We start from the raw sequence: 14170 nt of genomic DNA, 5'->3' as shown, positions 1-14170 counted from the left end.
GCACTTCCGGACGAAAACCGTTACACGCTTTTCCTGGAAATACTCTGAAGCGCCGCGCCTGTGCGACGCGGCTACTCGATGTCGTCGCCCGGGACGATGTCGCCGTCCTCGGATTCGGCCGCGGCCGGAGCGAGGCTCTCGACCTCATCTACTGCCGCGCGGATGCGCACGTCGGTGATCCTGGCGCCTGGAAAGCGCGCAAGAATGGCAGCGACGTCCGGGTCCTGGCGCGCATCGTTGACGCGCTGCTCCTGCGCGCGCTGCTCGGCCTCGACCAGCGTCGGTTCGCCCTGCTCCCGGCTGTAGCTGACGACCCAGTGGATACCCGTCCATTCCTTGAGCTTGACTGCGAGTTCGTTCAGCAGCGTCTTCGGTGCGTCGTCGGGCAGATTGACGTCGAGCCGGCCGGGTTCGATATGCACGAGCCTCAGGAAACCGCGCACCATCGTCTTCAGCTTGATGTCGCGGTTCTTGGCGCAGAGATCGGCGATGTCGCCGATGGAACTGACAGCAACCTTCGGTTCGGGTTTAGGAGCGGCGCTCGCCACCGTGCGCTCTTCGATGCGGCCGATACCGATCGGCTGGGGCGCGGAGCTCGGCACGGCGCGCAGCATGGTCGCGCCATTGCCGCTTGGACGCGAAACTGCCGTCTCCACGGCGCGAGCCTCGACGGGCGTGCCTGCAGGCGCCTGCGCACCGCCGCCGCCACCACCGCCGTTCGGGGCCGGGCGCCCACCGCCTTCGCCACCCGAAAGATCGAGAAGCCGCCGCGCGGCCTCTTCGGGCGAAGGCAGATGGGCGGCATGGGCGAGCCTGATCAGCACCATCTCGGCAGCACCTGCGGGGCGCGCCGAGCTCTCCGCCTCGGGAATGCCCTTGAGCAGCATCTGCCAGATGCGCGACAGCGTCGTCACGGCAACGCTGCCGGCGAATTCGGCCCCGCGCGTGCGCTCGATCTCGCTCAGCGACTGGTCGTTGACCGCGTCCGGCACATATTTCAGCCTTGTCACGAGGTGGGTGAAGTCGGCAAGGTCGGTGAGAACCACGGTCGGATTGGCGCCGGCTTCGTATTGCGCAGCGAACTCGCCAAGCGCAGCGGCGACGTCGCCCTTGATGACATGCTCGAACAGGTCGACGATCCGCGCCCGGTCGGCAAGGCCGAGCATCGAACGCACGGTTTCGATCTCGACCGAACCGCCGCCATGGGCGATCGCCTGATCGAGCAGCGACAGGCCGTCGCGCGCCGAGCCTTCCGCTGCCCGCGCCACCATCGCCAGCGCCTCCGGATCGAAGGGCACTCCCTCCTTGCCGAGAATGGTGGAGAAGAGGCCGACCAGATCGGAAGCGCTGATGCGCCGGAGATCGAAGCGCTGGCAGCGCGACAGGACGGTAATCGGAACCTTGCGGATTTCGGTCGTCGCGAAAATGAACTTCACATGCTCCGGCGGCTCCTCGAGCGTCTTCAGCAAGCCATTGAAGGCCTGCGTCGAGAGCATGTGCACTTCGTCGATGATATAGACCTTGTAGCGCGCGGAAACCGGCCGATAGCGTACCTGCTCGATGATCTCACGGATGTCGTCGATCCCGGTATGCGAGGCGGCGTCCATCTCGATCACGTCGACATGGCGGCCGTCCATGATCGCCTGGCAATGTTCGCCGGGGACGCGAAGGTCGATGGTGGGCTTGTCGATCTCGGCGGTCTTGTAGTTCAGCGCCCGTGCCAGGATTCGCGCCGTCGTCGTCTTGCCGACGCCGCGAACGCCGGTCAGCATATAGGCCTGGGCGATGCGGCCGGTTTCGAAGGCGTTGGTGAGCGTGCGCACCATCGGCTCCTGGCCGACCATCAGGTCGGAGAAGTCCTTGGGGCGGTATTTGCGCGCCAGAACACGGTAGGCGGCCGGTTTCTCGACGGGTAAAATCGGGGATGAAGTGGGCGCTTCGTCGCTCATCGACCCTGCCGCTGTTCGAACTCTTGTCCCGACAGGGACAAAGAAAGTGGTGCCCCGACAGGGACGAAGAAGGTGGTGTCCCGACAGGACGGAGAAGGTGGGAGGCTGGCACGATGACCCGTGCCTGGGCTCGTTAGGGCTGCTTCCTTCCGGACCTGACCCGGTTGGCGAGTGGCTCGTCCACCACCAACCTCCCGGCTTTCATATCGGCAATATCCGCAGCAAATGCAAGCCAAGCCTTCAAAAAACTGGTATCGATATGCAAAACAAAGCGAATCCGTTTGATGCCGAGGAGAGTTTCTTGACGACCTTCACGCTTGACGAGCGACTTGAGCGCGACGGCATACCGATCGGCACGCTCGGGCTGTGCCAGATGCGGCTGATGAACGATCGGCGCTGGCCCTGGCTGATCCTCGTACCCCAGCGCGCCGACATAACGGAAGTCTTCGAACTGACGCCGCTCGACCAGGCGATGCTCACCTTCGAGACCAATATGGTAGCGGCAGGCCTGAAGAAGGCGACCGGTGCCGAAAAGATCAATATCGGCGCGCTCGGCAACATCGTCCGGCAGCTTCACGTGCATATCATCGCCCGTCGTGAAGGCGATCCGAACTGGCCGGGCCCGGTCTGGGGCTTCGGCAAGGCCGAGCCGTGGCCGGAGGAGGAGCACAGGGCATTCGCAGCACGCATCATGGAAAATCTCTGAGCATGACGAAAACGATCTTCGATCTTCACAGCCCGCACCCCGAGCCGAGCACGCTCGTCGCCTTCGCGGAGAACCACCTGGACCGCCGGTCCGAGCATCGCCCCGACGACTGCATCGAGGCGGCGCTCAAGCATCCCGGCGCGCATTTCCTGGCTTTTTCCGGGGCGAAGCTGATCGTCAAGCACGACGAGAAGGTCATCGATCCGCTCTTCGCGCCCTATGAACTGGCGGGGCTCGAGCCGACCATGGACGATGCGGTCCTGCTCGGCTTTCTGCCGAACGGCGAGCCGCGTCTTGCCGTGCCTTCGGGGCTGACGGAGGAGACGGTGCCGGAGCCCTTCAAGATCGCCGATGCCCGCATGCTCTATCGCCAGCAGATGCTGCCGGAAAACCTGCTGGGGCAGTTTGCGCAGGCGTCGAGCCTGATCGTCTGGAACGCCGGCAACCGGTTCTGCGGCCGCTGCGGCGGCCCGATGGACGGTGCGGCCGGCGGCTATAGGCGCATCTGTACGGCCTGCGGGCACATGGTCTTCCCGCGTACCGATCCGGTCGTTATCATGCTGACGATCGATGTCGAGCGCGATCAATGCCTGCTCGGCCGCAGCCCGCATTTTACGCCGGGCATGTATTCCTGCCTCGCCGGTTTCGTCGAGCCGGGCGAGACGATCGAAAACGCGGTGCGGCGGGAAACGCTCGAGGAGTCCGGCATCCGGATCGGCCGCGTGCGCTATCATGCTTCGCAGCCCTGGCCGCTCCCCCATTCGCTGATGATCGGCTGCTATGCGGAAGCGAAGTCGACCGCCATCAAGCGCGACGAACAGGAACTGGAAGACGTCCGCTGGTTCACGCGGGCGGAAACCGAGGCGATGCTGGAGCGCGCCACGGGCGTCGCCGACACCGGAGACGAACACATTCCGCCGCCGAAGGGCGCCATTGCGCACCAGCTCATGCGCGACTGGCTCGCCTGGCCCGAGCGCAGCTGAGGTGCCATGTTTGAACGCCCGTAAGCAAACGTGCGTATAAAACGCTCACACCCCGCACGGAGGCGGGGTGTGGAAGACTTCGGATGTCGCGCGGTCAAATGCGGCGCGGGGTCATCCCGGTATTAACGGCCGAAAACGGCTGCCTGAATCTGGGAACGGGAAATACCGATATCGCTCAGGGCGTGATCGTCGAGAGCGTTCAGCTCGCGGACCGCACGGCGCATCTTCACGTATTCCGTAATCTTCTGACGGATTTTCATCTTTTTAGCTCCTTCTTTGTACGAGAGCTAAATAGGCATTTGCCTAAGATTTAAGTAGTTCCATGATTGCAAATTAGGCATGCACTGGACGCGTGGCCGGTTAACGAGTTTTGCCGTTTTCTCGTGCGTCCGGGGTGAAGCGGGTCGGCCGAAGCCGCACCGCATGGTCAGAGCACGCCGCGCATCGGATGCGCCGGATAGGTGCCGAGGATGCGCACATTTTCCGAGAAGAAGCGCAGCTCGTCCATCGCGTGGCGCACGCCTGTATCGTCGGGATGCCCCTCGATGTCCGCATAGAACTGGGTCGCCACGAACTTGCCGCCGAGCTGGTAGCTCTCGAGCTTGGTCATGTTGATGCCGTTCGTCGCGAAACCGCCCATCGCCTTGTAGAGCGCCGCCGGGATATTGCGCACGTTGAAGACGAAGGTCGTGATGATCAGTTCGTCCTTCGAGGTGCGGTCAACCCTGCTCTCCTCTCTGGACAGCACGACGAAGCGCGTGACGTTGCTGTCGGTGTCCTCGACGTTCTCGGCGATGATGTCGAGGCCGTAGAGGTCGGCGGCAAGGCGCGGAGCAAGCGCCGCCATCGAGCGGTCGCCCACTTCCTTGACGAGCTTGGCGGCGCCGGCCGTATCGCCCGCGACCACCGGCTTCCACCCGTTGGCACGCACGATCTTGCGACACTGGCCGAGCGCGTGGATATGGCTGTGCACGGTGCGGATCTCGTCGCGCCCGACGCCGGGCAGCACCATCAGCTGGAAGCGAATCGGCATGAAATATTCGCCGACGATATGCAGGCGCGATTCCGGCAGGAGGTGATGGATGTCGGCGACGCGTCCGGCGATCGTGTTTTCGATCGGGATCATGGCGAGATCGGCCTCGCCGTTTTCAACCGCCAGGAAAGCGTCCTCGAAGGTCTGGCACGGCAGCGGCTCCATCGACGGGAACATGTCGCGGCAGGCCATGTCGGAATTGGCGCCGTAGTCGCCCTGGAATGAAATCCGGTTGGTCTTGGCGGTCACTTTGGTCCCCTTGATGTCGGAATGTCAGACGCGGGCGGAAAGGATGCGGCGGGCCTTGTCGAGATCGGCCGGCGTGTCGACCCCGAGCGGCACGGAGTCCACGATCTCGACATCGATGCGCATGCCCGCTTCGAGCGCCCGCAACTGCTCCAGCGATTCGCGTTTCTCGAGCGTCGACGGCTTCAGCGAAACGAAGCTTTCCAGCGCCTTGCGACGATAGGCGTAAAGCCCGATGTGGTGATAGAGGGGGCCTTCGCCGTAGGGTGCGGTGGCGCGGGTGAAATAGAGCGCGCGAAAGCGGCTTTCGGAAAGCGGCGAGCCGACGACCTTGACGACGTTGGGATTGGTCTTTTCGTGTTCGTCGGTGATCGCCACGGTCAGCGTGGCGATGTCGGTCGAGGCATTTTCCAGCGGCTTCAGCGCCGCACGAATGGGACCGGGCTCGATGGTCGGAAGATCGCCCTGAACGTTGATGACGATTTCCGCTTCGCCATGCGGATCGGCCTTCAGAAGGGCCTCGTGGATCCGGTCGGAGCCGGACTGGTGATCGACGCGCGTCATGATCGCTTCGAAGCCGGCGCCGGTCACGGCCGCGAAGACATCGGGATGATCGACTGCCACCACGATCCGCCCGACCTCGGCCTCCGCCGCCCGCCTTGCCACCTGCACGATCATCGGCAGGCCGCAAATGTCGGCAAGCGGCTTGCCGGGAAGGCGAGTCGACGCCATGCGCGCCGGAATGAGTACGAGGGTTTTGCCCGATTGTTCACGATTCATCGTTCGGCCTTCGAAAACCCGGAAAAAGTGTCAAAACGTCTCACTCCGGGGTTGATAATCTCTGTTGCAACGCAGAGCCAAAAGACATAGGTTCCGCGCGATTTCAAGATGGGCCGGTTTTTTGTTTGCCGGTGGCTAAGGGAGCGTTTGCAGATGAATCCATATGTGAACATGGGTGTGGGTGCCTTGTTGGGTACGGTCTTCGTTCTGATGTCCGTATCCATTGCGTCGGAAGGCATTTTCCATTCCGAAGCTCCCGAGAAGGAAGGTTTCGCCATCGTCGCCGAGGAAACGGCAGGCGAAGCGGGTGCTGCCGGCGGCGAGGAAGCGAAGTCCGAACCGATCGGGCCACTGCTCGCCAGCGCCGATGCCTCCGCCGGCGAGGCCGTGTTCAAGAAATGCGCAAGCTGTCACACCATCGAGAAGGGCGGACCGAACAAGGTCGGCCCGAACCTCTGGGGCGTCGTCAACCGCCCGATCGCCTCGCATGAGGGCTTCAGCTATTCCGCGGGCATGCAGACCTTTTCCGAAGGCGGCAAGGTCGTGTGGGACTACGATCATCTGAGCTACTTCCTCGAAGCGCCGAAGAAGCACGTGCCGGGCACGGCCATGGGCTTCGCGGGCCTCAAGAAGACCGACGAGCGCGCCAACCTGATCGCATGGCTGCGTGAAAAGGCCGACAGCCCGGCCCCGCTGCCGGACGCCGCCGCGGCAGGCTCCACCGAGGCAGCACCCGCTGCAGGTCAGGAGGGACAGGCTCCCGCCGCTGAAGCTCCGGCTCCTGCCGAGGGCGGTGCGGCTCCCGCAGCCACTGAAGCCAGCCCGGCCCCTGCTCCCGCTGAAGGCGGAGCAGCTCCGGCAGGTCAGACCGGCGCTCCGGCGCCGGCTCCGGCAAACTGACTGCGGTCAGCACACGGCCAGACTTCCTGAAAAACCCGGTCGGTCGATCGGGTTTTTTCACATCCCGCAGATGTGATGAGCCTGGCCGCATCATGATATAGAATGGCCTTCACCATTCGACATATGCAACGCGAGCGACAGCAACCGCTCGGAACGAAGGAGCAGACGACAGATGACCGGTAGCGGTGAGCAGACTTTCCTGTTCGAGCAGAACCCGACCAGAATGGCGACCGGCGAGCGCGATGCGCTGCTTGCCAATCCGGGCTTCGGGCGCGTGTTTACCGATCACATGGCGACGATCCGCTATTCCGAGGGCCGCGGCTGGCACGATGCGAAGATCGGCGCGCGAAAGGCGTTCGATCTCGATCCGTCGACACTCGTGCTGCATTATGCCCAGGAGATCTTCGAGGGGATGAAGGCGTATCGCCTTCCCGACGGAGGCGCCACGCTGTTTCGCCCCGACGCCAATGCGCGCCGTTTTCGCAATTCCGCGCTTCGGCTCGCAATGGCGCCGCTGCCGGAGGAGCTGTTCGTCCAATCCGTGCGCGAACTGGTTCGTATCGACCGCGACTGGATTCCCGCCGGTGAAGGAGCCGCGCTCTATCTCCGGCCGTTCATGATCGCGACGGAAGTGCTCCTCGGCGTGAAGCCCTCGGCTGAATACCTCTACTGCGTCGTTGCTTCCTCGGTCGGTTCCTACTTCAAGGGCGGCGCCCCGGCCGTCACCATATGGGTTTCGGAGAATTACACCCGGGCAGCGCCCGGCGGCACCGGCGAGGCCAAATGCGGCGGCAATTATGCCGCGAGTCTTGCGGCGCAGGCGGAGGCGATGCAGGAGGGCTGCGAGCAAGTGGTGTTCCTCGACGCGGTCGAGCGCCGCTTCGTCGAAGAGCTCGGCGGCATGAACGTCTTCTTCGTCTTCCGCGACGGCTCGCTGCAGACGCCGCCGCTGACGGGCACGATCCTGCCGGGCATCACGCGCGATTCGCTGATCACGCTCGCCCGCGATATGGGGCTTACGGTGCGTGAAGAGCCCTATGCCATCGATCAATGGCAGGCGGATGCGGAAAGCGGCCGCCTCACCGAGGCCTTCGCCTGCGGAACGGCTGCGGTCGTAACGCCGATCGGCAAGGTCAAGGGCCGTGAACACAGCTTCACCATTGGCGACTGCGGAGCCGGTCCGGTTGCCGGCCGCCTGAAGGCAGCCTTGCTGGACATCCAGAACGGCCGCGCGCCGGACCCGCATGGCTGGCTCGACCGGCTGTTTTGAGCGCAGCCTTCGGTCAGGAATCCCGCCCCGTCACATCAGCAGATAGGCCCACACCGACACGCTGACCACGCCGAGCGCAGTGGTCAGGGTGATGGTCGAGGAGGCGAGCGCATGCCCGACATTGAAGTGGTTGGCGATCAGCCAGGCGTTGACGCCGGTCGGGACCGACGAGGTCAGCACCAGCGCCGCGGTCCAGCTGTCGCTCAGCCCTAACAGATGGCAGGCGGCGAAGACGGCGCCGGGCAGCACCAGGAGTTTGAGGGTGCTCGTCACGGCCGCGAGCCCGGTATTGCCGGCAAGACCGTACTTGTCGAGGGCCATGCCGATCGAGACGAGCGCCGCAGGCGCTGCCACGCCCGCAAGCTGGTCGACGACGATCTTCACCGGTCCGCCGAGCGGTTGTCCGAGGAGATGGAACAGAGCGCCGAAGACAAGGCCGATCACGAGGGGATTGCGGACGAGGTTGCGGGCAACTCCGCCCATGAGCTTCCAGATGCCCTGCCCTGGTGCGCCGGTCGTCTGACGTTCCGCGCGCTCCATCATCACCGTTCCGGCAATCATCATGACCGGCAGATGGACGGAGAGCAGGATCGACAGCGCAACGATACCGTCTTGGCCGACAAGGCGGGAAACGAGCGGCAGGCCGATGAACACCGTATTGGCGAAGGCGGACGAAACGCCGGCAAGCACCCCCATGCGTGCGTCCCGGCCGAAGCCGAGCGTCGCCGCCAGATGGCCGATGGTCCAGGTCACCGCGACGCCGGAGAAATAGGCAACCCAGAGCGGCCAGGGCGACCCTTCCTTGAAATCCGCCTCGGCGATGGTACGGAAGAGCAGCACCGGCACCGCGACGCGGAAGACGAAATCGCCGAGCGCTTCGCCGACGGCCGGCTTCAGATAGCCGAGCCGGACGATGAGCCAGCCGGTCAGGATCAGGACGAAAATCGGTAGAACGTTCAGGAAGACGTCGGACATGGAAGAGCCTTGATGGGTTTCCAAGCCATAGCCCTGTTCGAGCCGTGGAGGCAAGGGACGCGCATGCTGCCGGCCTTCTTGATTAGGCCAACCCAAGCCAACATGCAGCAATTACAGAAGAATCAGCGCGGACGCGGCCATGCGCGACCGGAACATTCCGGGGCTGCCAAGCGTTGCGATCAAGGATCGGGAACGACCAGAAATGCCGAGCGAATACCCGAAATACTCTCACAAGGACGACGATCCTCATCTGACCGATGACGATCTGGCGGAGAAAGTTCTGCATTTCCTTCGCTACGCAACTCCGATCGATACGAGCGACATGGAGGTGATCGCTTTAGGCAACATCGTCGTGCTCTCCGGTACGGTTGGAAGCGAAGCGGACATTGCCTCTGCCGGCGAAGCGGCCGCCTCGGTCATCGGTGTTTCGAGCGTGGAGAACGAACTAAGGGCGCGCGAAGATACAAAGTGAAGCGCGCCGTTTCTCAACCGGCCAGGGCCGGCATGTCTGAGCCTTGCGCGGTGCAAACCTCGCGAATGCAGCCGCGCAGCCAGCGATGCGCCGGATCGGCATCGAGCCGCGGATGCCAGAGCAGCGAAACCGTGATCTGCGGCAGGGAGAAGGGCAGCGCAAAGCTGTGCATTCCCTGACGCAAGGCGCTGGTGTGGCGCTCAGGAACGCTGGCGATCAGATCCGTGGAGCGAGCCAGCGCCAGGGCGCTCGAAAAACCGCCCACAATGGTAACGACCTCGCGCTCCAATCCGATCGACCTCATTATATCATCGATGCCGACAGCCGCCTTCTCCGGCCCCCGCCGTGAAACAAGGATGTGCCTGCCGGCTGCGTAGCGGGCCGGCGTTACCTCGCCCCCGCTCAAAGCGTGGCCCTTGCGCACGACGCCGATGAACCGGTCCCGGAACAGAGACTGCGTCCGCAACTCCGGCCCTGTCGCCTCGCCCACCACACCAGTTTCGAGATCGACGCTCCCGTCCCGAAGCGGGCCGCTGTCCTTGTCCGATTTCTGCACGAAGGCCAGGCGCAGTCCGGGGGCTTCCGCGCCGAGCCGGGCAAGGAGGTTCGGCCCGAAGTTTTCGACGAAGCCGTCGCTGGTGCGCAGCGTGAACGTCCGAACGAGCCGTTTCAGGTCGAGTTTCTCCTGCGGCCGCAGGACGGATTGCGCCTCCTCCACCAGCCGGCCGACCTTCTCGCGCAGCTCGAGCGCACGCGGCGTCGCAACGAGGCCGCGCCCGGCCCGAACCAGAAGCGGGTCGCCGGTCGTCTCGCGCAATCGCTGAAGCGCCCGGCTCATTGCCGAGGGGCTCAGGCGCAGCCGCTTGGCAGCGCGCGCGACGCTGCCTTCTGCGAGCAGCACGTCGAGGACGACGAGGAGATTGAGATCGGGTTTCGGCATGGGGCGACAGTAGCACAGATTTCAATCGGACATGGCGTGAAACGCACGAATGAAGTGCAAATCGTGCGTGTTCCGCCATGACGGTCGAGCGGTTAGCTTCTCCTCGGAACGCTTCAGGGTCCAGGGAAGGAATGTTCATGCCGAAACCAGCCGTTGCCGCGCCAGATGATGCCGCAGGTGCAAATCCGCACAGAGCCGCCTCGGCCCGATGGGCGCTCGCCAGCCTTTCGCTCTCCATGCTGCTGTCCTCGCTCGGCACCAGCATCGCGAATGTCGGCCTGCCGAGCCTCGCCACGGCGTTCTCCGCCTCGTTCCAGCAGGTCCAATGGGTCGTCCTTGCCTATCTCCTTGCCATTACCACCCTCATCGTCGGTGTCGGCCGGCTCGGCGACATCGTCGGGCGCCGGCGGCTGCTGCTTGCCGGGATCCTGCTCTTTACCGTGGCTTCGGGCTTGTGCGGCGCTGCACCAAGCCTGCAGCTCCTCATTGCCGCCCGGGCGGTTCAGGGGCTCGGTGCGGCGGTCATGATGGCGCTCGCCACGGCCCTGGTCGGAGAGACCGTGTCGAAGGAAAAGACCGGTGGCGCCATGGGCCTGCTGGGCACCATGTCTGCGATCGGAACCGCGCTGGGGCCGTCGCTCGGCGGCGTCCTCATCGCCGGTCTCGGCTGGCAGGCGATCTTCCTCGTTAACGTGCCGCTCGGCGCTTTGACCCTTCTTCTCGCGCACCGCTCGCTGCCCGCCGATCTCCAAAGGCCCGCGGCCAGGCAAGCAGGCTTCGACGTTCCGGGCACGGTGCTGCTCGGCCTGACGCTGGCCGCCTATGCACTCGCCATGACCGTTGGGCGCGATCCATTCGGTCCGCTCAACATGGCTCTCCTGGCCGCCGCCGTCGGCGGCGCCGGCCTCTTCGTACTGGCCGAGCGGAGAGCGGCGACCCCCTTGATCCGGATCGAGGCTCTGCGGGACCCGGTGCTCGGTGCGGGGCTTGCCATGAGCGCACTCGTCTCGACGGTGATGATGGCAACGCTGGTGGTCGGGCCGTTCTACCTCTCGCGCTCGCTCGGCCTCGGCGAAGCGCTGGTCGGGATCGTCATGTCGGCGGGTCCGGTCGTCTCCGCCCTGAGCGGTCTGCCGGCCGGCCGTGCCGTCGACCGCCTGGGAGCCCCGTTCATGATCGTCGCAGGTCTCCTCGCAATGGCCGCCGGCTCATTCGCCCTGACGGTGCTTCCGGAGATGTTCGGCGTCGCCGGCTACCTGGCCGCCATGCTCATCCTGACGCCGGGTTACCAGCTGTTCCAGGCGGCCAACAATACGGCCGTGATGGTGGAAGTCCGCCCGGACCGGCGCGGCGTCGTCTCCGGTATGCTCAATCTCTCGCGCAATCTCGGGCTCGTTACCGGCGCGTCGGTCATGGGAGTCGTCTTCGCCTTCGCATCGGCTGCACCCGAGATCGCGGCCGCACCACCCATGGCCGTTGCCGCCGGCATGCGGATCACTTTCACAGTCGCGGGTGTCCTGGTCATGGCAGCACTCGTCATCGCGCTCCGGAGCCGCGCTCTCTCGATGCGCGCTTCCGCCGGCGCGGCACTACGCGACGAAGATCGGTGAGGTACGGCTGTCGGCATCATCTTGCTTCGTCAGTGGCGGGAACCCTGCCGGCTGCGTTCGACGACTGGTCCGTCACCGACAACACGGTCGATCACGAACGTCGCAGACGTCGGGCTGTAGCATAGGAACGGCAGTAGTTGGCGATGTGCGTATGCAGCTTGATGATGATGCGGCCATCGGCGACAATATCGCGCTGTAGAGGACAATCGGCGGCTGATGGCGGACAGAGAGTCCGCTAAACTGCTGATTTTGCTATCTTTATTGGCAACATACCCTTGCCTTTTCCTAACGTTGCGCCAATATCTTTAACCATGTTGTCCGCTGTCGTCTTTGCTGACAAAGCGACCGATTAGGAAAACGGTTAGGAAAGAAAGTGGCGCGCCATAAACTCGCTGAGACAAGAATCAAGGCCGCACTCAAAGGCGGGAAAGCCGAAAAGCTCGGCGACGGCGACGGGCTGTGGCTGTACATCCAGGCGAGCGGCACCGCATCCTGGGTATTCATCTGGATACGGCACAAACGGCGACGGGAAATCGGGCTCGGTTCTTACGGCAGCGGTGCTCGCCACGTCTCCCTCGTAGACGCGAGAGGCAAGGCCGAGACGATCCGCGGCATCCTTGGTCGTGGCGGCGACCCGTTCAAGGAACTGCCGGAGCGAATGGCCGCCGTGAAGCCAAAGACCTTCGGCGAATGCGCCGACGATCTCATTGCGGCCAAGGAAAAGACCTTCCGGAACGAAAAGCACCGGGCGCAATGGAAGATGACCTTGGAGGTCTATGCGAAGCCGCTCCGCAAGATACCGGTGACCGATGTCTCGACCGACGACGTTGTGCGCGTACTTAGGCCACTATGGCAGGACAAGCACGAGACTGCTTCGCGCCTGCGCGGTCGAATCGAAAAGGTGCTCGACTACGCCAAGGCGCTCAAGTTACGCGAGGGCGAGAACCCCGCCCGCTGGAAGGGCCATCTGGATCACATTCTCGGCAAGCGGGAAAAACTGACACGCGGCCACCACGCAGCAATGCCTTACGCCGATGTGCCCGCCTTCATGGCGAAGCTGAAGACAGCGGAAGGGCTCGGCGCTCGGGCGTTAGAATTGTGCATCCTGACAGCAACCCGTTCCGGCGAAGTGCTGAATGCACGTTGGGCGGAAATCGATTTCAACGCGGCCACTTGGGCAATCCCGGCCGAGAGGATGAAGGCTGGCAAGGAACACATCGTGCCACTTTCCGCCCATGCTATCGCGATTCTGAAGGCACTTCACGAGAAGCGGCTTTCCGAATTTGTGTTTCCCGGTCAGGTGCCAAAGAAACCAATCTCCAACATGGCAATGACGATGGTCATGCGCCGGCTAAAAGCCGGCGCCTATACGGTTCACGGCTTTAGATCGAGCTTCCGTGATTGGTGCGGCGACGCGACAAGCTTCCCGCGAGATGTAGCCGAAGCGGCGCTGGCGCATGTCGTGCAAGGCGTTGAGGCGGCCTATCGGCGGGGCTCGGCGTTGGCAAAAAGGCGTAAGTTGATGGAGGCATGGACGGCCTATTGTTCGAACGTCAAGGGCGGCGACAACGTGCTGACGATAAAAAGCGGCGGAGGGCGGCACAGGTAATGACGCAATCAATTGATACCGCTGCAGCAATCGACCTCGTCCGTCAGCAATTGGAGAGCTATTTGCCGGACGATCTGGAGGCGTGGGAGTGGTCGCAGGAGAGGCAGCCCTTAGAAAAAGCTCGGCAATCAGGGATCGTCGAACCGGATGGAATGGGGCAGTGGCTCCGGCGTTCAGATACCGGTGAGACCGCCTTCGTTAGGGGACGCCTTCTCGATCTTGAGAAGGCGGAGGCCTTGATTGAGGCTGCCGCTGCCGGCGATAAAGAGGCCGATGCCCAAGTGAGCGCAATCGCTATCTGGCTTCTGGAGAAAGGATGTTCCTTGCCAGATACCTTTCGCGAATTCGTGATCAAACTTTTGCGAAATAGGTTGCCGAAGCCGCGTGCAAATCGAAATCTCGCTCGGGATATCCAATACTGTGTGGCAATCCACAGATTACAGGAATACGGCTTCAGTCCGACGAGAAATCGTGGCCTGCATGGCAAAGCGAATGCGACCGAGTCCGGTTGCTCGATCTTGTCGAAGACGCTTGCCGCCATCGGCCAGCATGTGTCGGAACGGATGCTTGAGCAGATATGGGAAAAATATTCTAACAGGCGGTAGACTGTACCAAACATGCCCAATGCAGATTTGGTACGACCGCCGGGTCTCATGCGTATATTTAACTAGCCGTTCTAACCGGAGCGGCTTTTATT

General features: G+C 63.4%; 14 protein-coding genes and 1 other RNA gene. 8 read left to right on the top strand and 7 right to left on the bottom strand.

Going from position 1 to position 14170, the window contains the following annotated elements:
- Positions 1-71 precede the first annotated feature (71 nt).
- Positions 72-1949, bottom strand: coding sequence for a DNA polymerase III subunit gamma/tau (locus CN933_RS13765; RefSeq protein ID WP_018093853.1), 1878 nt, complete (start codon positions 1947-1949; stop codon positions 72-74).
- 97 nt (positions 1950-2046) lie between these two features.
- Positions 2047-2144, bottom strand: an RNA gene (gene ffs, locus CN933_RS13760) — signal recognition particle sRNA small type.
- Between the two features lie 64 nt (positions 2145-2208).
- Here ffs and CN933_RS13755 point away from each other — a divergent pair.
- Both CN933_RS13755 and nudC read left to right on the top strand, forming a co-directional pair.
- Positions 2209-2655: an HIT domain-containing protein gene (locus CN933_RS13755; RefSeq protein ID WP_018093852.1), complete on the top strand. Its 447-nt coding sequence runs from the start codon at positions 2209-2211 to the stop codon at positions 2653-2655.
- Positions 2656-2657: 2 nt separating this feature from the next.
- On the top strand, positions 2658-3638 hold the full coding sequence (gene nudC / locus CN933_RS13750) for an NAD(+) diphosphatase (RefSeq protein WP_018093851.1): 981 nt from the start codon (positions 2658-2660) through the stop codon (positions 3636-3638).
- Positions 3639-3760: 122 nt separating this feature from the next.
- On the opposite strand, the gene CN933_RS13745 is transcribed toward nudC, so the two are convergent.
- The 3 genes from CN933_RS13745 to CN933_RS13735 all read right to left on the bottom strand — a co-directional run bounded on the left by CN933_RS13745 (position 3761) and on the right by CN933_RS13735 (position 5697).
- The gene (locus CN933_RS13745; RefSeq protein ID WP_018093850.1) at positions 3761-3898 is read right to left on the bottom strand and encodes a DUF1127 domain-containing protein; all 138 of its coding nucleotides are present in this window, start codon (positions 3896-3898) and stop codon (positions 3761-3763) included.
- 167 nt (positions 3899-4065) lie between these two features.
- Positions 4066-4920, bottom strand: coding sequence for a prephenate dehydratase (locus tag CN933_RS13740; RefSeq protein WP_018093849.1), 855 nt, complete (start codon positions 4918-4920; stop codon positions 4066-4068).
- A 24-nt stretch (positions 4921-4944) separates the two neighbouring features.
- The gene (locus CN933_RS13735; protein WP_018093848.1) at positions 4945-5697 is read right to left on the bottom strand and encodes a 3-deoxy-manno-octulosonate cytidylyltransferase; all 753 of its coding nucleotides are present in this window, start codon (positions 5695-5697) and stop codon (positions 4945-4947) included.
- A 153-nt stretch (positions 5698-5850) separates the two neighbouring features.
- Between CN933_RS13735 and CN933_RS13730 the strand changes: the two genes are divergently transcribed.
- Positions 5851-6597, top strand: coding sequence for a c-type cytochrome (locus tag CN933_RS13730; protein WP_018093847.1), 747 nt, complete (start codon positions 5851-5853; stop codon positions 6595-6597).
- Positions 6598-6769: 172 nt separating this feature from the next.
- Positions 6770-7867 carry a branched-chain amino acid aminotransferase gene (locus tag CN933_RS13725; RefSeq protein WP_018093846.1) on the top strand — a complete coding sequence of 366 codons (1098 nt, stop codon included), beginning with the start codon at positions 6770-6772 and terminating at the stop codon, positions 7865-7867.
- Between the two features lie 30 nt (positions 7868-7897).
- On the opposite strand, the gene CN933_RS13720 is transcribed toward CN933_RS13725, so the two are convergent.
- The gene (locus CN933_RS13720) at positions 7898-8842 is read right to left on the bottom strand and encodes an AEC family transporter (RefSeq protein WP_018093845.1); all 945 of its coding nucleotides are present in this window, start codon (positions 8840-8842) and stop codon (positions 7898-7900) included.
- A gap of 202 nt (positions 8843-9044) precedes the next feature.
- On the opposite strand from CN933_RS13720, the gene CN933_RS13715 reads away from it, so the two are divergent.
- Positions 9045-9314, top strand: coding sequence for a BON domain-containing protein (locus CN933_RS13715; RefSeq protein ID WP_026168495.1), 270 nt, complete (start codon positions 9045-9047; stop codon positions 9312-9314).
- 13 nt (positions 9315-9327) lie between these two features.
- Here the strand turns inward: CN933_RS13715 and CN933_RS13710 are convergent, their stop codons facing one another.
- Positions 9328-10254 carry a LysR family transcriptional regulator gene (locus CN933_RS13710; RefSeq protein ID WP_018093843.1) on the bottom strand — a complete coding sequence of 309 codons (927 nt, stop codon included), beginning with the start codon at positions 10252-10254 and terminating at the stop codon, positions 9328-9330.
- Positions 10255-10385: 131 nt separating this feature from the next.
- Here CN933_RS13710 and CN933_RS13705 point away from each other — a divergent pair, with 131 nt between their 5' ends.
- From CN933_RS13705 to CN933_RS13695, 3 genes are all read left to right on the top strand, one after another.
- Complete coding sequence (locus CN933_RS13705; protein WP_018093842.1) at positions 10386-11864, top strand: MFS transporter; 1479 nt, start codon at positions 10386-10388, stop codon at positions 11862-11864.
- 373 nt (positions 11865-12237) lie between these two features.
- A complete protein-coding gene (locus tag CN933_RS13700; protein WP_102761789.1) occupies positions 12238-13473 on the top strand; it encodes a tyrosine-type recombinase/integrase in 1236 nt (411 codons plus the stop codon).
- Positions 13473-14078 (top strand): hypothetical protein, encoded by a 606-nt coding sequence (locus CN933_RS13695; RefSeq protein WP_102761788.1) that lies wholly within the window; start codon positions 13473-13475, stop codon positions 14076-14078. Before CN933_RS13700 ends, CN933_RS13695 begins: the two co-directional genes overlap by 1 nt.
- The last annotated feature ends 92 nt before the right edge of the window (positions 14079-14170 follow it).

Origin of the sequence: Sinorhizobium sp. M4_45 (assembly GCF_002885915.1) — a bacterium.
GTDB lineage: Bacteria > Pseudomonadota > Alphaproteobacteria > Rhizobiales > Rhizobiaceae > Sinorhizobium > Sinorhizobium meliloti_A.
Note: the sequence above shows the minus strand (reverse complement) of the source record. Positions and strands in the feature narration are given on the sequence as shown.